Source organism: Enterococcus sp. 9D6_DIV0238 (assembly GCF_002174455.2).
Taxonomy (GTDB): domain Bacteria; phylum Bacillota; class Bacilli; order Lactobacillales; family Enterococcaceae; genus Enterococcus_L; species Enterococcus_L dunnyi.
In genome coordinates this window covers 617343-638343 of sequence record NZ_CP147246.1, presented here as the reverse complement: position 1 = coordinate 638343, position 21001 = coordinate 617343, and the positions used below count along the sequence as shown (strand labels likewise).

Genomic DNA, 21001 nt, shown 5'->3' with positions numbered 1-21001 from the left:
TGTGAGAATATGCAGATGCTGCAAATTGAAAGAGAAGCAGATCATTTAAAAATCAATCTACCAGATTCAGTGAGACTTCCTGCTAAAGTATATTATAGTCGTGAAGATTCTATGACTGAATCAACAACTTCATTTCTAGAATTTAGAGAGGCAGGTTGGCAGATGTTTAAGGATCCTGACCCAAAAACACGTCTTTATTTTGAATTATTTTCGGGTTCTGATGTCTTTATTGGCGCTGAACGGCGTTTACCATTAGATCATTTGTATAACTGTCGCGATCTAGGTGGCTACTATACAGCACGTGGTCAGATGACTCGGTGGGGTCTAGTCTTTCGCTCGGATGCTTTGCATCAAATCGATGAGGAGGAGCAAAAGTATATTGAACGGCTTGGAATCAAGCGAATCATTGATTTTCGTTCGCCGCAAGAAATAGCGAAAGACCCTAACAAGTCGATTTTATTGAGTGAAACAGTCAATTTTAATCCTCATGCGGATGTGGCTCAGCAAGCTAGTACCCAAACTGTTTCAAAAAAAGATGAAGAAAAAATTGCTCAGCTCGAAAAAATGGTAAGTACAGATGCAGGAAGAGAACAGTTAGTAAAGAATCGCAATGTGATGAGTAAACAAATGGAACAATTGGTATTAGGTGAAAAAGCAGTCAATGCCTATCAACGATTTTTCTCGACATTATTAGAAGCAGATTCTACACCACTGATTTTTCATTGTCAGGGGGGAAAAGACAGAACAGGTTGGGCAGCTGCGATTTATTTAAGTGCGTTAGGTGTCGATAAAGACCAAGTTTATCAAGATTATTTACTTACAGATAAGATGAATGCACCTAGAAATGCTAAGCGAATGGCTATTTACAAAAAATATACAGATAATGAAGATGTTCTTGCATTTTTATCCTCCTTGCAATTAACTAAAAAAGAATATCTTGATGGTGCCTTCAATGCAGTTGAAAAAACATTTGGAACGATGGAAAAGTATTTGAAACTTAGCTTAGGTATAACAGATAAGCAGCTGGATCTTTTGAGAGAAAAGTATTTATATTAAAATGAATGGCTGTTTTTCTTGTATTGACAACGCTTTACTTTCATGTTTTAATAACAAGAGAAATGAAGATTGTTACTGATTTTTCAGGCTATACTTTATTTCTTTCATATCGTTATATTAGCTAGCTGATCGAATCTCATTGAGGAGACACTATGGAAGTAAAAAAAGTAATCAATAATAATATCGTCAAGTCACTCAATCTGGATGGCCAAGAAGTTCTTGTGATGGGGAAAGGTATCGGCTTTAAGAAAACAGTCGGCGATGTGATCGATGACCGTTTGATTGAAAAAGTTTATACAAGTAATGCCGATTTAACAACTAATAAGTTAACTCAGCTGCTTTCGAATGTCCGCTTGGAGCATTTACAAGTAGCGAATGAGATTATTGGTTTTGCCAAAGTTTCTTTAGGAAAAAAATTGAATGAGAATATTTATCTGACATTGACAGATCATATCGACTATGCGATCGAACGACATAATAGCGGTTTACCGGTAAGAAATGCACTTTTGTGGGAAATCAAGCGTTTTTATAATCACGAATATTTGATCGGAAAAGAAGCGCTGAATATCATCTCCAATCGCTTGGATATCACGTTACCGGAAGATGAAGCTGGATTCATCGCCTTGCATATCGTCAATGCTGAACTTGATTTATCACAAGTTAGTCAAGTATCTGAGATGACAAAAGTGATTCAAAAAATCATCAATATTGTTAAGTATCATTATAAGACGGATTTAGATGAATATACGTTAAATTATGAGCGATTCATTACACATTTGAAGTTTTTTGTTCAGCGTTTATTTAGTGGAATAGAACTGGACAAGGATAAAGATGAAGGTTTCTTATTTATGTTAAAAGAAAAGTATCAGGAAGAATATCTCTGTGCTTTGAAGATTCGTGAGTATATAGGCAAAGAATTCGGTCGAGATTTAAAAGAGGATGAGATGATCTATCTCACGATCCATATTAGAAGAATTACAAACAATTAAAGGATTGTTACTGTGAAGAGCACAGGCTATACCTAAGAAAAGTTCTTTTTAAAAGAACGTTCTTAGGTATTTTTATTTTTAGGAGGAATTATTTATGAATTATCAGGAATTAGCAGATAAAATTATCGATAATGTCGGTGGAGAAAAAAATATTAGTGGACTGACTCATTGTGCCACTAGATTACGATTTAATTTGAAAGAGGAAAAAAAGGCTGAGACAGAAACACTGAAAAATATAGCGGGTGTAATGGGCGTTGTTTCAAAAGGTGGTCAGTATCAAGTAATCATCGGTAGTGATGTCGGTAGTGTATACAAAGAGATTTTGAAAAAAGTACCAACTTTGGATGGCCAGCAAGGTACATCAGTAGAAAAAGATGATCGGGGAGCGGCAGCTAAAGTCATCGATACGATCACAGGAATTTTTACCCCGATTTTACCAGCAATCACTGCAGCTGGGATGCTAAAAGCAGTATTGTCCTTATTAGTTGTTTTTAATGCAATAGATAAAACTGGACAAACGTATATCATTATTGATTTTATGGCAGATTCGGCCTTTTATTTTCTACCGATTCTTCTAGCTGCTTCTTCTGCACAGAAGTTTAAAACAAATATGTATTTAGCAATGATGGTCGGAGGAATTTTGCTGCATCCTAATTTTACTGGTATGGTGAATGCGATCAAGGAAGCTGGTGAAGGGAGTATTCATTTGTTTGGCTTGCCGGTCTCAGCAGTTTCTTATGGTTCTTCTGTGATCCCGATCATTTTATCTGTTTGGTTTATGTCGTATGTTGAACCTTTTGCTGATAAAATATCGCCAAAAGTGATCAAATTCTTTAGCAAACCATTGATTACGATTGCTATCGTTGGAACAATTTCTCTTGTTGTAATAGGACCTATCGGTTATTTGATCAGTGACGCTATTTCAAATGGAATCAAAGCTTTGGAAGAGTTTAGTCCTTGGTTGGTCCCAACGATCATCGGCGCCTTCACACCATTGTTTGTTGCAACGGGTACACATTATGGGCTTGTTCCGATCGGTATCAATAATCGAATGACGACAGGCTATGACACAGTGATTTATCCAGGAATGTTAGCGTCTAACTTAGGGCAAGGAGCGGCTGCACTTGCAGTTGGATTTAAAAGTAAAGAGTCCTCTGTAAAACAATTAGCCTCTTCTGCTGGTTTGACAGGTTTATTTGGAATTACAGAGCCGGCTTTATATGGAGTGAATTTACGTTATAAAACGCCTTTGTATGCGGCAATGATCGGTGGCGGGATCGGCGGATTATTTATGGGGATCATGAGAGTGAAAAACTTTACTGGCGGATCACCAGGTTTACTAACTTTGCCAAGTTATATTGGTGATGATACTCTAAAACATTTGTATATGGCATGTATCGGCGCAGCGATCAGTATTGGTATTTCTTTTGTTGTATCGTACATTTTATACAAAGAACCTAAGGTAGAAGAGCAAAGTGAAAAAGATGTTGTCAATGAAGTTCAAACGGATTCAACGACAAATGTTGTCAATCCGATCAAAGGTGAAATCACTCAACTCTCAGCCGTAGAAGATGGTATGTTTTCAGCAGAAATTTTAGGTAAAGGATTTGCAGTAAAACCGATAGAAGGTGTAGTTTACGCACCTTTTTCAGGAACTGTCACAGCTGTTTTTGACTCTAAGCATGCAATTGGTTTGACGAGTGATTCTGGTGTGGAGCTCTTGATCCATGTGGGAATCGATACCGTACAACTGGATGGTGAAGGCTATAAATATTTTGTTGAAAAAGATCAGAAAGTGACAACAGGAGATAAACTATTGGAATTTGACTTAGAGAAAATCAAAGAAAAAGGGTATAATATCATTACACCTGTTGTTGTAACAAATACAGTCGATTTTGGAGATGTTATTACGTTGACAAGTCCATTGTCTGATCCAGGCGAGCAGGTAATGAAAGTCATACGATAACGGATACCATTTATTATTATTCATTGGAGGAAAAAGATATGTCATTTAGAAAAGATTTTTTATGGGGCGGCGCTACAGCGGCCAATCAATGTGAAGGCGGCTATAATGAAGGCGGACGAGGCTTAGCCAATGTGGATCTAGCCCCTGTCGGACCCGACCGTTTTCCAGTGATCACTGGTGAAAAGAAAATGTTTGAGTTTGATGATGAGCATTTTTATCCTGCACAAAACGCGATCGATATGTACCACCGTTACAAAGAAGATATTGCTTTGTTTGCAGAAATGGGCTTTAAGACCTATCGTTTATCGATTGCCTGGAGCCGGATTTTCCCTTTAGGTGATGAGACTGAGCCGAATGAAGAAGGCTTGAAATATTATGAAGATCTCTTCAAAGAATGCCGTAAATACAACATCGAACCATTGGTAACCATCACCCATTTTGATTGTCCAATGCACTTAGTCGAAAAATATGGCGCATGGCGCAGCCGTGAAATGGTTGGTTTTTACGAAAACTTATGCCGTGTGATTTTCAATCGTTACAAAGGTTTAGTGAAATACTGGTTGACCTTCAATGAGATCAACATGATCCTTCATGCACCATTTATGGGCGCAGGCTTGTATTTTGAAGAAGGAGAAAATAAAGAACAAGTCAAATATCAGGCTGCTCACCATGAGTTGGTAGCTAGTGCTGTGGCGACAAAAATCGCCCATGAAGTCGATCCGGAAAACCAAGTCGGCTGTATGTTAGCAGCTGGAACCAACTATGCGTATACATGTAAACCAGAAGACGTTTGGGCAGCACGTAAAGCAGACCGTGAAAACTTCTTCTTCATCGATGTCCAATCTCGTGGCGAATATCCAGCATATGCGCTGAAAGAATTAGAACGTGAAGGGATCGAATTACCGATCGAAGAGGGCGATTTGGAATTATTGAAAGAGCATACAGTTGATTTCATTTCCTTCTCTTATTATTCATCTCGCGTCCAATCAACAGATCCAGCGGTCAACGAACAAACAGCTGGCAATATCTTTGCCTCAGTAAAAAATCCTTACTTGGAAGCAAGTGAATGGGGCTGGCAGATCGATCCGCTTGGCTTGCGTGTAACAATGAATGACTTGTATGACCGCTATCAAAAACCATTATTCATCGTGGAAAATGGCTTAGGTGCCGTGGATACACCAGATGAAAACGGCTATGTGGTTGACGATTACCGTATCGAATATTTAGCGGCACATATTCAAGCAATGAAAGATGCCGTGGAATTAGACGGTGTCGATCTACTAGGCTATACAACCTGGGGCTGTATCGACCTTGTGTCAGCTGGAACAGGTGAAATGAAAAAACGATACGGCTTTATTTATGTCGATCGCGACAACGACGGGAATGGTACGTTGAAACGCTCGAAGAAAAAATCATTCGACTGGTATAAAAAAGTCATCGCGACAAATGGCGAAGATTTGACGAACTAAATCCTTGTGAATTGAAAAAGGGTGAACTTGAGAAATAATCCTCAAGTTCACCCTTTTTTGTATATTTTTTATTACAGTTTTTTTCTATATATGTTCTTTTCTAAATTCTGCCAATACATAAATATCTTTGAGCTGTGAACATTCTGTAACATCGAAAATTAGCGAAAGATACTGCATTTTTTTTCCGTTAGGTTCTGTATTGTTGATCAATTCTTTGGTTTGTTCTGATAAAGGTAGAGCGACCAACTGAGCTCGAATTTTTTCAGAAAAGAAAAATGACACTTTAAAAAAGCCATCCCAGATAGATAACCAAAAAATAGGCTTCACTTTTTCGTTTCCTCGCGTGCTTATCCATTTATACTCACCCTTAGATAACCAAGCTTTTCCATCATTATAATAACGCCACTTCATCAATGAAATCTGATACTCTTTTAAGTCTTCGAGAAACCTAACATAAACATCAAAGGAATGACCAAGTCCCTCAGAAATAAGATCGTCCGATGGTCGTATTTCAGGAACTCTTAATAATTGTTGTGCCTTTTCAGTCATCGCATTTCCTCCTCGTCTTCACTTGATTTAATTAAAGTATAGCATGGTCAAAATAAAAAAAGTATATTTCTTTGGTTGATCTTACATGTAACGTGTTACGTAAAATGGAACAAGATACATGCTGCTTTTGACTTTATCAAGAACTTCGAAAACGCTTTAAAAATTATTTTCCAGGCGTTATGATTAACTCGTCAAAAGGAATACTCGAGTAGCCGACAAAAAATCAAGAAAAGATTGGTGGAAAACAAGATGATGAAAAAAAGAGATTTTGTAGACACAAATGATTTTACGAAAGCAGAAATCGATTATCTGATCCAGTTAGGCTTAAAATTGAAAGAATCGATCAAAAATGGTTATTATCCGCCATTATTAAAAGATAAAACATTAGGAATGATTTTTGAACAATCTTCTACACGGACAAGAGTATCATTTGAAACAGCAATGACACAGCTCGGCGGTCATGCCCAGTATTTAGCGCCCGGACAAATCCAGCTTGGCGGTCATGAATCTTTAGGTGATACAGCACGTGTGTTATCACGTTTAGTTGATATTTTGATGGCTCGAGTAGAACGTCATCATACGATCGTAGATTTAGCCAAAGATGCCAGCATTCCAGTTATTAATGGCATGAGCGATTATAATCATCCTACGCAGGAATTGGGAGATATCATCACTATGACAGAATATTTACCAGCAGGTAAAACATTAAGCGATTGTAAAATCGTTTTTGTGGGAGATGCGACGCAAGTATGTGTATCAACGATGTTTATGGCAACAAAGATGGGGATGGACTTTGTTCAATTTGGACCAAAAGGCTTCCAAATCAAAGAAGAAACATTAGCAATTGGCCGTGAAAATGCTGCTGTGTCTGGCGGAAGTGTCTTGATTACAGAGGATGCCAAAGAAGCAATGAAGGATGCTGATTTTATTTATACAGATGTATGGTATGGCTTATATGAAGCTGAGCTATCAGAAGAAGAACGGATGGCAGCATTCTATCCGAAATATCAAGTCAATAAAGAATTGATCGAGTTAGCTGCACCTCATGTGAAATTTCTACATTGTTTGCCTGCGACTAGAGGAGAAGAAGTCACAGATGAAGTGTTAGATGCACCGTACTCTGTTGTACTGGATGAAGCAGAAAATCGTTTGACTGCGATGCGGGCATTACTTGTTTATTTCTTAAATCCTTATTTAAATTATGCAGGTGAAGCAGTTGCGGCTCACTATGATGCTGAATTCGAATTGATGTTAAGAAATGCTGTTGTTGCTAAATGATCTGAAGTAATGGCAAGAAAAAAGCATGGGATGACGCCTTTTTTGAACCGTGCCGTGCTTTTTTTCCAGCCGCTTTAATGAAAGGTGCGTACAAAACATGAAAGAAAAAAAGAAATTTCGGTTGTTTGACGCAGTTCTAATGGCTGTTGTAGTTATTTTAGTCGTTGAATCCGCTGCACCAGCAGCAGCTATAGGCTCATCACAATTTTTTTGGTGGGGAATTCTGTTGATTTTGTTTTTCCTTCCTTATGGTTTGATCTCCGCTGAGTTGGGAACGACCTATACAGGAGATGGAGGTATTTATGACTGGGTAAAAATGGCATTTGGACGCCGCTGGGGCGCTCGCGTTGCTTGGTTTTATTGGATCAATTTTCCAATTTGGATGGCAAGCCTTGCGGTTCTTTTTACAGAGGTCATGGTTCAAATTTTTGGATTGAATCTTGGAACACCAGCATTGATCATCGGTCAATTGATTTTTATTTGGTTAGTTACCTTGATCAGTTGTTACCCGGTCAGTGATAGCAAATGGATCTTAAATATCGCTGCATTTGCAAAAGTTGCGATCATGGTTTGTTTAGGTATTTTAGGTATTTATCATGCTGTAACAAAAGGCATGGCCAATGATTTTTCCGGCAAAGCGTTGTTGCCAACATTCGATCTAAATAGCTTAAGCTTCATTTCAGTCATCCTATTTAACTTTTTAGGATTTGAAGTTGTGACGACTCTGGCTAGTGATATGGAAAATCCTAAAAAGCAAATTCCTCAAGCGATTATTTACGGTGGAATCCTGATTGCTTTCTTTTATCTATTCGCTGCATTTGGTATGGGTGCTGCGGTTCCAGCGGATCAGTTATCAACCTCAGGTGGTTTGATCGACAGCTTCATTTTGTTGGTCGGAGGGATCAACCCGTTTGTTATCATAATCGGGATATTGTTTATGTATACATTAGCGGCAAATTTGATCTCATGGGCTTTAGGGGTAAATTATGTAGCGTTCTATGCGGCAAAAAATCATGATATGCCTAAAGTTTTTGCAAAAGAAAATCCTAAAAATGACATGCCTGTTGGTGCTTCTGTGATCAATGGCATTGTTGCCTCTATTTTAGTTATCGCAGCGCCATTTATTCCAAATGAAAATATATTCTGGGCTTTCTTTGCCTTAAATGTGGTCGCGCTTTTACTATCTTACATTATGATGTTTCCGGCATTTTTAAAATTGCGGAAAATAGATCCGAACAAAGAACGTCCATTTAAAGTGCCTGGCGGTCCAGTTCTATTAAAGATCATGGCATATGTTCCTTTAGTTTTATTAGTGATCACGTTATTTTTCTCTACGATTCCTTTATCAAGTAGTGAGTTTAGTGAGAAGATCCCTATTTTGATCGGGACTGTCGCAGCAGCACTTATTGGCGAATGCTGTATCCGTTTAGGCGATAAAGAATACAACAAAAAGCAGATGATAAAACAAAATCAGCAAAAGGAGAGTTTAGAGCATGAAAACAATTGATAGTTCACCAAAAAAAGATGGTTTTCGTATGCCGGGAGAATTTGAAGCGCATCAAGGTGTTTACATTTTATGGCCGGAACGTCCGGATAACTGGCGCAATGGCGGTAAACCAGCACAAAAGGTCTTTGTTGACGTAGCAGTAGCAATCAGCGAATTTGAACCTGTAACCGTTGGCGTATCGGCTGAACAATATGATAACGCCCGCCATATGCTCCCGGAAGAAGTTCGTGTCGTTGAAATTGCCAATGATGATGCTTGGGTTCGTGATTGTGGACCGACCTTTGTCAAAAATGACGAAGGAGAAGTGCGCGGGGTTGATTGGACATTCAATTCCTGGGGTGGATTAGTAGACGGCTTGTATTTTCCATGGGATAAAGATGATCAAGTTGCCCAAAAGATATGTGAGATCGAATGGAAAGACCGTTATCGTCTAAATGATTTTGTATTAGAAGGCGGCTCGATTCATGTAGATGGTGAAGGAACTCTGATCACGACGGAAGAATGCTTGCTCTCAGAAGGTAGAAATCCGCAGTTATCAAAAGAACAAATCGAACAGGTTTTAAAAGAATATCTTTCTTTAGAAAAAATCATTTGGCTAAAACGTGGAATATATTTGGATGAAACGAACGGGCATGTCGACAATATCATCAATATCGTCAAGCCTGGTGAAGTTGTATTAGCTTGGACAGATGACGAAAATGATCCGCAATATGACATCTCAAAAGAATGCTTGGAAATTTTAGAAAATGAAACAGACGCGAAAGGCCGCAAGTTGGTAGTGCATAAATTACACGTGCCAAAACCGATCTTGATTACAGAAGAAGAAAGTTTAGGTGTTGATGCAGTCGCTGGAACATTGCCTAGAGAAAAAGGAGATCGTTTGGCTGCCAGCTATGCCAATTATTATACAGCGAATGGTGGAGTGGTCGTTCCAACATTTGGTGATCCAAATGATGAAAAAGCTTTAAATTTACTACAAGAATTATATCCAGATAGAAAAATCGTTGGAGTTCCTGCACGCGAAATTCTCCTAGGCGGGGGCAATATTCACTGTATTACTCAACAAGTTCCGAAGTGAGGTAGAACAAATGACAAAAAGAATCGTCGTTGCTTTAGGCGGGAACGCTATTTTGACCACTGATGCGAGTGCTAAAGCTCAGCAAGAAGCTTTAGCCAAAACAGCACACTATTTAGCAGATTTTATAGAAGCTGGTCATGAATTGATCATTTCACATGGGAATGGTCCGCAGGTCGGTAATTTATTATTACAGCAACAACTAGGCGCTACAGAAAAAAATCCAGCTATGCCACTGGATACTGCGGTAGCAATGACACAAGGAAGTATCGGCTACTGGTTAGAAAATGCTTTGGTGGATGAACTGAAAAAAAGAAAAATTTCAAAACCAGCAGCAACGATTTTAACACAAGTTGTTGTGAGTGAAACAGACCCCGCTTTTCAAGCACCAAGCAAACCGATTGGTCCATTTTTGAGTAAAGCTGAAATGGATGCTGAAAAAGAGCAAACACAAGCAACATATGTAGAGGATGCGGGTAGAGGCTATCGCAAGGTGGTCCCTTCACCAACGCCTGTCGATATTGTTGAATATGCAGTGATCAAACAATTGGTCGAAAATGGCATCGTGACAATTGCAGGTGGCGGAGGCGGTATTCCAGTCGTCATGAAAAATGGCGTTTATGAAGGTGTTGAGGCTGTGATCGATAAGGACTTTGCCTCTGAGAAAATCGCCGCTTTGGTTCATGCAGATATGCTGGTGATACTGACTGGAGTAGATCATGTCAGTATCAATTTCAATCAGCCGAACCAAGCTGATTTGACGAAGGTAACGGTTACGCAAATGGAAGAATACATTCAGCAACAACAATTTGCTCCTGGCAGTATGCTGCCGAAAGTTCAAGCAGCAATTGCGTTTATAAAAGAGAGTAAAAACGGCAAAGCAGTAATCACTTCTCTTGAAAATATCAAAAATCTATTAGAAGAAGAAACGGGTACGATCATTACAGCCTAGTTGAAAAAAAGAGTAGAACAAAAACTAGTGTCTACTCTTTTTTTCTGATATATTAAAAATATATCGTTTACATAAAACAGCAATTTATGAAATGAAAAGGAGTGCAGCATTGATGAAATTAACGACTAGCAATCCTAAAGAAGACGGTTTTTGGGCACCAGCAGAATACGAACGGCATGAAGAAACATATATGATTTGGCCAGAACGTGCAGACAATTGGCGGAATGGCGGCAAACCAGCGCAAAAAGCATATGCTGCTGTCGCAAAAGCAATTGCTCAATTTGAACCAGTAACGATGCTGGTTTCAGCGAAACAATACAAAAATGCACGTCAGCTGTTGCCAAATTTTATCCGTGTGATGGAAATGAGTAATAATGATGCCTGGATCAAGGATTATGGTCCAATCTATGTCGTGAATAAAAGTGGCAAGGTTCGTGGTGTGGATTGGCGTTTTAATGCTTGGGGCGGCTTGCTGGACGGACTATATTTCCCATGGGATCAAGACGATCTGATCGCTGAAAAGCTGTGTGAATTTAAGCGGCTGGATTATTACAGTTTAGAAGACTTTGTATTAGAAGGCTGTTCTGTTCATTTAGACGGAGAAGGAACGCTGTATACTACAGAAGAGGTTTTGCTTTCAGAAGGAAGAAATGAGAACTATTCTAAAGAAGAGATCGAAGCAATTTTGATTGACTATTTTAATGTTGAAAAAATCATTTGGCTCAAACAAGGGTATTTTTTAGATGAAACCAATGGAGATATAGATAATATGATCAATATTGTTCGTCCCGGAGAACTTGTTTTAACTTGGACTGAAGATACAGAAGATCCCCAATATGAAATCTCTAAAGCAGCCTATGAACAATTACGGCAGGAGACAGACGCAAAAGGAAGAAAACTCGTTATCCATAAAATGGTAATGCCGGAGCCAATTTATATCACCACTGAAGAAAGTGAAGGGGTGGATCCTGTTAACGGGATGCTGCCGCGTTTTCCAGGAGATCGATTGACTGCAAGCTATGTTAGCTACTATACAGCGAATGGGGGTATCGTATATCCCATATTCAATGATAAAAATGACCATAAAGCACAGAAATTATTGGAGAAACTTTATCCAGATCGCAAAGTCGTCGGTGTTCCAGCTCGTGAAATTTTACTTGGTGGCGGTAATATCCACTGCATCGCACAAAGTATTCCTAAAACCTGCTAGGAGGGAAGAAGATGGATTTTTTTGAAGTAGTGAACCCTCATGTTTCAGAACTAACGAAAAATGAACATCTGCTCTTTGATTATGTTGTCAAAAACTTGAACGAAATCAAAAATAAAAGCATTCGGGAAGTAGCAGATGACTGCTTTGTTTCGACGACTACTTTTCTGCGATTTGTTAGGAAAGTAGGTTTTTCGGGCTACAGTGAATTCACCACAGTCATCAAATATACGCTGCTCAATCAGATCAAAGAAGAAAAAGTCAGTCCATTCGTCGTATCACAAAAAGATTATCGGGAAGAGTATTTAAAAAATATCAACGAATCTGTTCGTGTGATCGATAAAAAGAGTTTGGCAGTGGTTGGAGAGTACTTAAAGAAAAAACCGATCATTTATTTGTTCGCCAAAGGAATGAATAAACAGTTGATGCAGTATGTGAGATACTTGTTTGTAGCAGCAGGATTTTTGGTTGTTTTTCCAGAGGATCAATCAATGCGGGCTCTTGTTCAAAATCAAATCAAATCGACAGATATGGTTTTTATTTTGACCTATCAAGGTAAGGATCAAGAATGGATCAAACTGATGCAGCAACTGAAAAATACGGTTCATCCTCTACTCGTTTCGATCACCGGAGCAGATAATAATGTTGTTCAAAATATGAGTGATGTTAATTTCTATGTATTTACAGATGAGCTGTTTTTAAATAAAATGGAAATCACGTCGCATATCTCGATGCTTGCCATTTTAGAATTGATCTTGTATCAGTATCTGGATAATGCAGAGGATGGGGAATATCATTTAGTATTCAAATAACGCATTATTTGTGAATCACGTAGCAAAATAAAAAAAGTTGTCAAGAACAGTGAGTGTTCAGGACAACTTTTTCGTTTATAGTTTGCCATAGTCATGTTGATGTTTAGGGGTATGTCTTAAAAATGAATAGGCGGCAAATGAGAGTGCAGACAACGTTGCTCCTGTGACTAAAATTTTTTTCATAAAACACCATTCCTTTCATTAAGGTCATTTATGATCAAGTGCTGATCATCAGCACGTACGTGGACGGTAGGATTCGAACCTACACCTCATCGGTCGAGAATAAACATCCGTTAGTCCTCAAAGAGTTTTAACACCACGTTCATCCACAAAATATATTGGTTGTTTACTATGATTAAACTATACCTTTAATAGATTAAATCAAACATAAAAAAATTTGAAAAAAGTGTGAACTTGTTTGAAATTGTAGTGAAGAATGTGAACATCTTGCTAGATGAAATCACGAGGAGCTATGTTATAATAAAAAAATCATTAACGATAAAAAAAGGTGGGAACTTACAATGTGGAATAATTTAGACGAAAAGGAATCAGCATATAAACTATTGGTGCAACAACAAGCAGCCATCATTGAGATTGAACATGATAAAATCGCAAACTTAGCCAATTCATCAGCATTACTTGCAGAAACGTTACCAAATACAGTGTTTGCCGGCTATTATTTATTCGATGGGAAAGAACTAGTTTTAGGGCCATTTCAAGGGAAGGTATCCTGTACGAGAATCAAAATGGGGAAAGGTGTCTGCGGAGAAGCCGCCGAACATAGAAAAACCCTCATTGTTGATGATGTAAAAAAACATGAGAATTATATCTCTTGTGATTCAGCAGCTCAATCGGAAATCGTTGTGCCAATGGTAAAGGAAGGTAAATTACTGGGTGTTTTAGACTTAGATAGTTCGGTAACAGAAGGATACGATGCAATCGATCAGGAGTATTTAGAACAATTTGTTGAAGTGCTATTAAAAGATACGGATTTTTCATAAAGGTGAGCGTTATTTTCGCGCAATCCATTTCTGCATGAGATAATGAGCAAAATGATAGTGAGAGGATGGTACTCATGTTACAAGTCTATTTAAACTTTAAGAATCAGGCAGCAGAAGCAATCACTTTTTATGAAACCGTGTTTGATGTGAAAAATGACGGGATCATGACGTTTGCGGATGCACCAGAAGATCCGGAGCATCCTACACCTGAGGAATGGAAAGATTTGATCATCAATGCTTCGATGACGATCGAGGGTGTACCCGTCATGTTTTCAGATGTGCCGGATGGGATGGGCTTAACGTTCGTTGAAGGAAACAATGTATCTTTAGTTGTTTCAACAGAAGATGAGGAGAAAATCGATCGTATCTTTGCTCGGTTGTCTGAAGGCGGAAACATAACAATGCCGTTAGGAGAAACCTTTTGGGCTAAAAAATACGGCATGGTCGTTGATAAATTTGGCATCAATTGGATGTTGAATTGCTATACGGAAGCCTAAAGGCGCAATTATCTAAAAGATCATTACTAGTTTTTTCTAGTAGTGGTCTTTTTTTGTTATACTAGTGATGGAAGTTATTTAGGAGGAAAAAAATGATTGGATATTTGTATCTTTTGATCGCTATCATCAGTGAAGTACTTGCAACGAATTTACTGAAAGCTACAGTTGGATTCACCAAATTTATTCCCTCGATCACGTGTTTGATTGCCTACGCCATCTGTTTTTATACACTATCAAAAGCCATCAATTACATGCCATTGAATGTGGCGTACGCACTTTGGGGAGCAATAGGGATCATTATGATCACGGTTTTTTCAGTTGTTTATTGGAAAGAGCAGTTAAACGTACCAACAATGATCGGTTTAGGATTTATCGTCATTGGAACGGTTTTAGTCAATGTTTTTGGAACTGGGCATTGATGTTATACAAAATTCTGTTATTCCTTTTTATTAGAATGATGGAAGATAAGCGCCTGACTCTTTTAAGACAACAAAAAATATGTTATACTATTGAAAGCATGACATATGCTTTTAATCTGTACGGGGACGTTACGGATTCGACAGGCATAGTTGAGCTTGAATTGCGTTTCGTAGGTTACGTCTACGTAAAAACGTTACAGTTAAATATAACTGCTAAAAACGAAAACAATACTTTCGCTCTAGCTGCGTAAAACCAGCGGGTGAAGATCCTCTCGGCATCGCCCATGTGCTCGAGTAAGGGTCTCAAATTAAGTGGGATACGCTAACTTTTTCCGTCTGTAAAATTTAGAAGAGATCATCAGACTAGCGATACAGAATGCCTGTCACTCGGCAAGCTGTAAAGCGAATCTTTAAATGAGTGTACTATGAACGTAGAGGTTTAAGTGGCAATGTGTTTGGACGCGGGTTCGACTCCCGCCGTCTCCATGAATTTTGTGGAGAGAAACAGTAGAAACGCTGATGTACAAAGGATTGTACAGTGTTTCTACTGTTTATTTTTTTGTGTTGAATGCCATTTCTATAACTCAACGTAATTAGCAAACAATGCTGCAGTTTGTTCTTGTTTCTCTTTTTCTTCATTCTCCTATTTTCTTCATTTGTGTGCCCGATCTTTTGTCATGATTTTTTATTAGCTTAAGATTTCTATCAATAGATTTCAACCATTCAGGGGAACTCGCTGACAACGTTATGCTTCTATTTTTAGTAGATTTTACGATCCAACCTTGTCGCAAAAAAGCCGAGCAAAGTGCTGATCCTAAGGAACCTGCAAGATGGAATTTTCTTTCACTCCAATCCATGCAAAGTTTTCCGTTTAAAGATTCAGGTGCTTTGATACCCATTCCTTTAAAAAAAGTTACCCCCTCCTTGGATATACTAACTTCATGATTATTGTTTTCTATATACTGATTTTCTATTAAAAATTCAAACAGTCCCACACCCAATTCTCCCGCTAGATGAGAATAACAAGTACGCGCTTCTTTTATTTCTAAGTATTCTTTCTTTTGGTTGTATGAATTGATTTTCTTCGGAGCGGAAATAGTCATTAATGATTCGATGATCGCCGCAAGAGAATCATTTGTTAGTCCGTAGTAGACATTTCTTCCTTGCTTATAAGTGTCGATCCATCCTATGATAGAGAGCTTTTTCAAGTGATATGAGACTGTGCTAAGAGACACTTTCGTCCGTTTTGAGAGCTCTGTAACTGTATAGTATCGATGATCGATCAGGATTGTCAGTAGTTCTATTCTTGTAGGATCACCAATAAGCTGGAGTGTTTCTGGAAGATCTGGGATACCATTCATTCAATTCAACTCTTTTCTATACTTCGATCACCATCAAAGTATTTCTATGATAATTTATACTTATCATATCAGAAGAAAGAAGTGAATAGAATGGCTATTACTCAAAATCAAAGAGACAAAGCTAAGCAATTTCAAGAAATACATAGAAAAGAGGGACTATTTGTCTTACCAAACATTTGGGATGCTGGGGGAGCAAAAATTTTTGAGCAAAAAGGATTTGCTGCTGTGGCTACCACTAGTGCAGGAGTTGCTTTTGCAAATGGATTCTCCGATGGGGAAGAACTACCTCTTACTATTTTACTAGAGACAGTTCAGCGAATTTCCACTAAAATTACCATTCCGTTGTCGGTCGATTTTGAAAGAGGTTATAGTGAAAATGCTGAAGAGGTATACGAAAATGCCAAACAATTACTTCTTGCTGGTGCGGTGGGGCTCAATATTGAAGACGGATTACCCGACAAAAGTATCTCTGATCGGCAATCTATGAAGCGTAAGCTTGAATATCTGAACCAGTTAAAAAAAGAATTTGCACTTGATTTTTTGATCAATGCGAGAACAGATATCTACTGGAATCAAATTGGTGAGCAAAAGAGCCGACTATCTGCAACGATAGAACGCTTGAATAGCTATCTTTCATGGGGGGCTGATTGTGTATTTGTCCCAGGAAATATTTCCGTTGAAGAATTGCAAAGATTGACAAAAGAGGTGAACGGACCAATAAATATTTTATTGAGCAAAAATTTGAAAAATATAAATCAATTAAATGAATTAGGGGTCAAAAGAGTGAGTTTAGGCTCCTCAGTGAGTAGAAATAGTATCAAGCATCTATTCAATGAAAGCAATAAAATAAAAAGAAATGATTTTGACTCGTTACTGAGTGACAGTTTATCTTATGATTTTGTAAATCAGTTCTATGGAATGGGTGAAGAAAAATGACCTACATTGCAAACTATAAGTCTTCCTTTTTCCTACTGATAAGCATTATTGTTGGAGGAACCGTTGGCGTCATCTATCCTGAAAGTTCAGTAATCACTTATCCTATAGGAAATATCTATCTGAATTATCTTTATGTTTTAGTGGCTCCATTGATCTTCTTTAGTATTATCACATCCATTATTTCAACTAAAACGATGACTAAAGCCAGGAATATTCTATTTCTGAGTACGACTATTTTTTTACTATTTTCACTAGCAGCAAGTCTTATTGCTCTATTTTTAGGCTTACTGTTTCCTTTAATGATCGACACGAACAATATTTTGACTTCAACGACTTTACCACAGACAAATGAAAACGTGACTTTCACAGAAAAAATAATTGACATGATTTCTGTGAAAAATCTCCCTGAATTGTTTCATTCTGAGAATATGATACCGCTGCTGCTTTTTTCCGTGTTAGTCGCGGTGGCTATTCGGAAATTAGGGACTAAAGCAACTCCGTTCATTGCTTTTTTTTCACTAACTACGGAGCTCTTGTACACAATGATCTCAATAGTAATAAAATTTGCTCCGATTGGTTTTGGTTGCTATTTTTCATATAGCATGAGTCAAACAGGCCCTACGATATTAAAGAGCTATGCAAAAATTTTTGTGCTTTTTCTTTTTTTCTCACTCTTTTTTTATTGCGTTTTCTATAGCATAGTTCTTTATTTTTCAGGGGGATTTGCTAAGGTAAAACAATTTTGGAATTTTAGTACAATTCCAGCACTGACTGCTATTGCAACAGCATCAAGTTCAGCATGTATTCCAGCAAATCTAAAAGCTTGTGACCAGTTAGAAATTGATCAGGATGTTTCTAGAGCAGTCATTCCTTTAGGTGCAAACATCCATAAAGATGGTGCAACAGGTGCTAGTGTGTTGAAAATATTATTAATTTTGAGCCTTTGTGATATTGAGTATATGAACCCTTCTACACTAGCCTTAGTGATTTTTACAGCAATATTATCAGGAATTGTAATGGGGACTGTTCCAGGAGGAGGTGTATCTGCAGCAATTTTAACAATTTCACTTTTTCATTTCCCAGCAGAAATGATTTCGATCATTATATTATTGAGTACACTATTCGATATACCAGCAACACTATTAAATTCTGTAGGGAACATTCCAACTGCTATTATTGTGGATCGTCTTCTACAAAAAAAGAACAATTATGAATAATTCATAGAAAACAAAAATTTACTGATATATCTTTCGTTGTGTATGCTATTTAGTAAAAATGCTTTTTTGATTACGTTTGTATAACCGGGTTCATTGATTCATTTGTTAAATATACAAAGTATACATTACTAAATAAATTAGTGTCATTTAGGTTTATTATACATTTTTTGAGATATTAGGATTCGGCTAGTCTTTTGAAAGATGAACAAAAAGGTCTTTGAAATAGCTGGAGGAATTATTTTTTGAAAAGGAAAGCATGAAGTATACAGCTCGATAGCATCAAATAGACCGATCATAAATCTTATGAACTTAAAATACAAAAAGAGAGTACATGAAAAAATTATGCTGGTACTTAGTCAGCATAGTTCAAATAATTTTCCCCAATTATAAGATGTTAGTAAAAATAGGCTAATTATTGTTGTAAAGTAGTCTGTTCATTCTCTAATTGAATTTGTTTCTCTTCTAAATAAGATTTAAATTCATTGAGCTTATCAATTAATTTATATGGGTTTACCAAGTCACGAAGAGGAGCAACGGCTTCATTGTATTCTTGTTTTAATTGAGCGAGCTCTTCTGTAGAAACAGCTTGTTTCATCAAAACAGAAAATTCTTGTTTTAACCGCTTAAATTCTTCTTCTGCACTAGCTTCGTCCATAAAGGATTGATCATTCTCAGTTGAAGGGCTCTCAATCTCAGTCGGAACATGCACAGTTTCGACTGAGTTAGTTATTTCGGGTACCTCCGGATTCTCTCGCTCTTCGGAAGTAGTTGAAAACTTTGTTGGTTTATCATGTTTGGAGGTTTTTGTTTTTTCAGCACTGCTAGCTATAGGTTTTTGGATATCAGAATTATCTTCGCTATTCACCTTAATCAAAAATAGCACAAATAAAACAACAACCCCAATGCGTAATATTCGTCTCATAAAAAAACTCCTTTTCAAATTTTTCTATCAGTAATCATATCTGCTGTAACAGGTTTTTCTTGATGTTTACTTTTTCTTGATTTCAAATCTAGGATTCATTATGTTGCCAAAGGTCTGTTAACTCCAAGTATAGCAAATTAGAGGCTTGAATAAACGCAAATAATTGAAATTAAAGAGATACTTATATTATTTAGTTTGATTGTTTGTTGAGAATTTTATATTGAAAGTGTGTTACTGATGCAGATTCAGAAGAGGGAAAGAGCGTAAAGTGAGGTGTAGTATACATTTTAACCTGTTTTCGATCGAATAAAAAAATATTTAATGACTAAAGGGTTGAAATGTTAGACATTATATAGTATTATAAATATACCCTAACAGTATTTTCATTTTACTCAATCCGAGTAATACTCCTTATCCCACCTTTTATAAGGTGGGATATTTGTTTAATAGTAGGGTATTAAGTTTCTTTGAATAGACCAACAGAATATTTTTTAAGCATCTTTTCGCTGTCACGTTCATGCGTTAATAATTTTACTTCTTTTTTTACTTGTTCAGCTTGCAAGGTATCTCCAGCATTCTCTAGTAAATGTATGAAGTCATAGACTCGTTCCATATAGACTGGTTCACCTTCAAGAATATAATTTAAAAGATTACTTAAATATTGAAGGTTCAGTTTGAAGTTGTAGTTTTCATTTTGCTTATCTTGTTTCTTTGCTAATTTAATATATTTTGCAGCGCCCTCATAGTCTTTTGCATAGAGTCTCATTGAGATTAGATTGATGAGAATATTGTAGGCAAATTTTTTCGTAGTAAAATCCCGTTTTTCCTCAAATTTGATCGGAAACATGCGAGCTAGTAGCAAATCTGCTTGTTTTGAGTTGAAAAATCTAATTAGATTTGCTGTAATGACATAATCATATTGAACATAGAAAGTCTTTGTCAATAAAGAATTATAAATATCGGTTATTTCAACTTGACTTAATTCCTCGATTTCATCCCAATGAGCATAAAAATAATTTTTTATAGCAATATAGTTAGAAGTTTCTCTCAATGTTTTCTTTTTGTTATTCTTTAAAAAAACATAATAATTGATTAGTTTTTGTTTGGTACTTTTGTTTTCTAAATGTGCTCCACAATAGTAAAAAAGCTCTCGAAAATCTTGCTGCTTTTTATCAAAAGTAGCAAAGCTGAAAAACTCTTCAGCATTAATCGATGTATGTTCAAGGATTTCTTCAAGTTCAGTGACTTTTAAAGAACGCTTACCACTTTCTATTTTAGAATAGGTTGAGGGGTCCGTGAATTCTGACATCATTTCTTTTTGAGTAAGCTTCAGTTTGAGTCTGAAAAAACGTAAAGTTTCTATGATATTCAAGCGTTTCTCCCCTTTCATATGCGATTATAGCATGAAAAATGAGCTTATTTCCATTTTTTAAGAAAAAAATTATTTTTATTTTAGATATTTATGCCAATTTCGCACTTTTTCACATTACTACTTTCCTTTTTTTTATCTGTTTGTTATTCTTTACCTAAGGAAAATTATTTGTTTGCAAACGTTGATTTCTAATAATTTAGATGGAGGTGTGCTGGTGATTTCATTAATTGCAGTGTTATTTAGTGGTATTTCTATTTATGTTGTTACAGGAGGGGCCTAGACTTTTGTTTAGACATTTCTAAAAGTATTAAAAATTTGCAAACAAAAAATTAACCAAAAAAAAATAAAAACGTGTATAAATAAAAAGTGCAGAATAATAGCTTCCGATTTACTTTTGTTGAATGAGGTAAATCAGA

19 protein-coding genes and 1 other RNA gene are annotated in these 21001 nt (G+C 36.9%); 16 read left to right on the top strand and 4 right to left on the bottom strand.

What is annotated here, in order from left to right; genetic code table 11:
• Window positions 1–9 precede the first annotated feature (9 nt).
• The 4 genes from A5889_RS02975 (at window position 10) to A5889_RS02960 (ending at window position 5480) form a co-directional block, all read left to right on the top strand.
• On the top strand, window positions 10–1056 hold the full coding sequence (locus tag A5889_RS02975) for a tyrosine-protein phosphatase (protein ID WP_087640373.1): 1047 nt from the start codon (window positions 10–12) through the stop codon (window positions 1054–1056).
• A 152-nt stretch (window positions 1057–1208) separates the two neighbouring features.
• A complete protein-coding gene (gene licT, locus A5889_RS02970) occupies window positions 1209–2045 on the top strand; it encodes a BglG family transcription antiterminator LicT (protein ID WP_087640372.1) in 837 nt (278 codons plus the stop codon).
• Between the two features lie 94 nt (window positions 2046–2139).
• Window positions 2140–4011: a beta-glucoside-specific PTS transporter subunit IIABC gene (locus A5889_RS02965; protein WP_087640371.1), complete on the top strand. Its 1872-nt coding sequence runs from the start codon at window positions 2140–2142 to the stop codon at window positions 4009–4011.
• A gap of 38 nt (window positions 4012–4049) precedes the next feature.
• Complete coding sequence (locus tag A5889_RS02960) at window positions 4050–5480, top strand: 6-phospho-beta-glucosidase (protein WP_087640370.1); 1431 nt, start codon at window positions 4050–4052, stop codon at window positions 5478–5480.
• An 84-nt stretch (window positions 5481–5564) separates the two neighbouring features.
• On the opposite strand, the gene A5889_RS02955 is transcribed toward A5889_RS02960, so the two are convergent.
• Window positions 5565–6029 carry a DUF3788 family protein gene (locus A5889_RS02955; protein WP_087640369.1) on the bottom strand — a complete coding sequence of 155 codons (465 nt, stop codon included), beginning with the start codon at window positions 6027–6029 and terminating at the stop codon, window positions 5565–5567.
• A gap of 252 nt (window positions 6030–6281) precedes the next feature.
• On the opposite strand from A5889_RS02955, the gene ptcA reads away from it, so the two are divergent.
• The 10 genes from ptcA to ssrA all read left to right on the top strand — a co-directional run bounded on the left by ptcA (window position 6282) and on the right by ssrA (window position 15266).
• Window positions 6282–7307: a putrescine carbamoyltransferase gene (gene ptcA, locus A5889_RS02950; protein ID WP_207114586.1), complete on the top strand. Its 1026-nt coding sequence runs from the start codon at window positions 6282–6284 to the stop codon at window positions 7305–7307.
• A gap of 97 nt (window positions 7308–7404) precedes the next feature.
• A complete protein-coding gene (locus A5889_RS02945) occupies window positions 7405–8814 on the top strand; it encodes an APC family permease (RefSeq protein ID WP_087640367.1) in 1410 nt (469 codons plus the stop codon).
• Entirely contained in the window at window positions 8801–9892 is a 1092-nt protein-coding gene (gene aguA / locus A5889_RS02940; RefSeq protein ID WP_087640366.1) for an agmatine deiminase, read from the top strand. Before A5889_RS02945 ends, aguA (A5889_RS02940) begins: the two co-directional genes overlap by 14 nt.
• Window positions 9893–9902: 10 nt before the next feature.
• Window positions 9903–10841: a carbamate kinase gene (gene arcC / locus A5889_RS02935; RefSeq protein WP_087640365.1), complete on the top strand. Its 939-nt coding sequence runs from the start codon at window positions 9903–9905 to the stop codon at window positions 10839–10841.
• A gap of 112 nt (window positions 10842–10953) precedes the next feature.
• On the top strand, window positions 10954–12051 hold the full coding sequence (gene aguA, locus A5889_RS02930) for an agmatine deiminase (protein WP_087640364.1): 1098 nt from the start codon (window positions 10954–10956) through the stop codon (window positions 12049–12051).
• Between the two features lie 11 nt (window positions 12052–12062).
• Window positions 12063–12860 carry a MurR/RpiR family transcriptional regulator gene (locus tag A5889_RS02925; RefSeq protein ID WP_087640363.1) on the top strand — a complete coding sequence of 266 codons (798 nt, stop codon included), beginning with the start codon at window positions 12063–12065 and terminating at the stop codon, window positions 12858–12860.
• A gap of 521 nt (window positions 12861–13381) precedes the next feature.
• Window positions 13382–13861, top strand: coding sequence for a GAF domain-containing protein (locus A5889_RS02920; protein ID WP_087640362.1), 480 nt, complete (start codon window positions 13382–13384; stop codon window positions 13859–13861).
• Window positions 13862–13935: 74 nt separating this feature from the next.
• Window positions 13936–14358: a VOC family protein gene (locus tag A5889_RS02915; protein WP_087640361.1), complete on the top strand. Its 423-nt coding sequence runs from the start codon at window positions 13936–13938 to the stop codon at window positions 14356–14358.
• A gap of 92 nt (window positions 14359–14450) precedes the next feature.
• Complete coding sequence (locus tag A5889_RS02910; protein ID WP_087640360.1) at window positions 14451–14777, top strand: DMT family transporter; 327 nt, start codon at window positions 14451–14453, stop codon at window positions 14775–14777.
• Between the two features lie 122 nt (window positions 14778–14899).
• Window positions 14900–15266: a transfer-messenger RNA gene (ssrA, locus tag A5889_RS02905) on the top strand.
• Between the two features lie 146 nt (window positions 15267–15412).
• On the opposite strand, the gene A5889_RS02900 is transcribed toward ssrA, so the two are convergent.
• Window positions 15413–16138, bottom strand: coding sequence for an ArsR/SmtB family transcription factor (locus A5889_RS02900; RefSeq protein WP_087640359.1), 726 nt, complete (start codon window positions 16136–16138; stop codon window positions 15413–15415).
• A gap of 90 nt (window positions 16139–16228) precedes the next feature.
• On the opposite strand from A5889_RS02900, the gene A5889_RS02895 reads away from it, so the two are divergent.
• Entirely contained in the window at window positions 16229–17074 is an 846-nt protein-coding gene (locus A5889_RS02895; RefSeq protein WP_087640358.1) for an isocitrate lyase/PEP mutase family protein, read from the top strand.
• A complete protein-coding gene (locus A5889_RS02890) occupies window positions 17071–18291 on the top strand; it encodes a dicarboxylate/amino acid:cation symporter (protein ID WP_087640357.1) in 1221 nt (406 codons plus the stop codon). Before A5889_RS02895 ends, A5889_RS02890 begins: the two co-directional genes overlap by 4 nt.
• Window positions 18292–18703: 412 nt before the next feature.
• On the opposite strand, the gene A5889_RS02885 is transcribed toward A5889_RS02890, so the two are convergent.
• Together A5889_RS02885 and A5889_RS02880 are read right to left on the bottom strand one after the other, a co-directional pair.
• Complete coding sequence (locus A5889_RS02885) at window positions 18704–19213, bottom strand: hypothetical protein (RefSeq protein WP_087640356.1); 510 nt, start codon at window positions 19211–19213, stop codon at window positions 18704–18706.
• Between the two features lie 457 nt (window positions 19214–19670).
• A complete protein-coding gene (locus A5889_RS02880; RefSeq protein WP_207114540.1) occupies window positions 19671–20585 on the bottom strand; it encodes a helix-turn-helix domain-containing protein in 915 nt (304 codons plus the stop codon).
• Between the last annotated feature and the right edge of the window lie 416 nt (window positions 20586–21001).

Coding starts and splice junctions, on each gene's coding strand:
- A5889_RS02975 (WP_087640373.1), top strand. CDS start 10: ATGCAGATGCTGCAAATTGAAAGAGAAGCAGATCATTTAAAAATCAAT.
- licT (WP_087640372.1), top strand. CDS start 1,209: ATGGAAGTAAAAAAAGTAATCAATAATAATATCGTCAAGTCACTCAAT.
- A5889_RS02965 (WP_087640371.1), top strand. CDS start 2,140: ATGAATTATCAGGAATTAGCAGATAAAATTATCGATAATGTCGGTGGA.
- A5889_RS02960 (WP_087640370.1), top strand. CDS start 4,050: ATGTCATTTAGAAAAGATTTTTTATGGGGCGGCGCTACAGCGGCCAAT.
- A5889_RS02955 (WP_087640369.1), bottom strand. CDS start 6,029: ATGACTGAAAAGGCACAACAATTATTAAGAGTTCCTGAAATACGACCA.
- ptcA (WP_207114586.1), top strand. CDS start 6,282: ATGAAAAAAAGAGATTTTGTAGACACAAATGATTTTACGAAAGCAGAA.
- A5889_RS02945 (WP_087640367.1), top strand. CDS start 7,405: ATGAAAGAAAAAAAGAAATTTCGGTTGTTTGACGCAGTTCTAATGGCT.
- aguA (WP_087640366.1), top strand. CDS start 8,801: ATGAAAACAATTGATAGTTCACCAAAAAAAGATGGTTTTCGTATGCCG.
- arcC (WP_087640365.1), top strand. CDS start 9,903: ATGACAAAAAGAATCGTCGTTGCTTTAGGCGGGAACGCTATTTTGACC.
- aguA (WP_087640364.1), top strand. CDS start 10,954: ATGAAATTAACGACTAGCAATCCTAAAGAAGACGGTTTTTGGGCACCA.
- A5889_RS02925 (WP_087640363.1), top strand. CDS start 12,063: ATGGATTTTTTTGAAGTAGTGAACCCTCATGTTTCAGAACTAACGAAA.
- A5889_RS02920 (WP_087640362.1), top strand. CDS start 13,382: ATGTGGAATAATTTAGACGAAAAGGAATCAGCATATAAACTATTGGTG.
- A5889_RS02915 (WP_087640361.1), top strand. CDS start 13,936: ATGTTACAAGTCTATTTAAACTTTAAGAATCAGGCAGCAGAAGCAATC.
- A5889_RS02910 (WP_087640360.1), top strand. CDS start 14,451: ATGATTGGATATTTGTATCTTTTGATCGCTATCATCAGTGAAGTACTT.
- A5889_RS02900 (WP_087640359.1), bottom strand. CDS start 16,138: ATGAATGGTATCCCAGATCTTCCAGAAACACTCCAGCTTATTGGTGAT.
- A5889_RS02895 (WP_087640358.1), top strand. CDS start 16,229: ATGGCTATTACTCAAAATCAAAGAGACAAAGCTAAGCAATTTCAAGAA.
- A5889_RS02890 (WP_087640357.1), top strand. CDS start 17,071: ATGACCTACATTGCAAACTATAAGTCTTCCTTTTTCCTACTGATAAGC.
- A5889_RS02885 (WP_087640356.1), bottom strand. CDS start 19,213: ATGAGACGAATATTACGCATTGGGGTTGTTGTTTTATTTGTGCTATTT.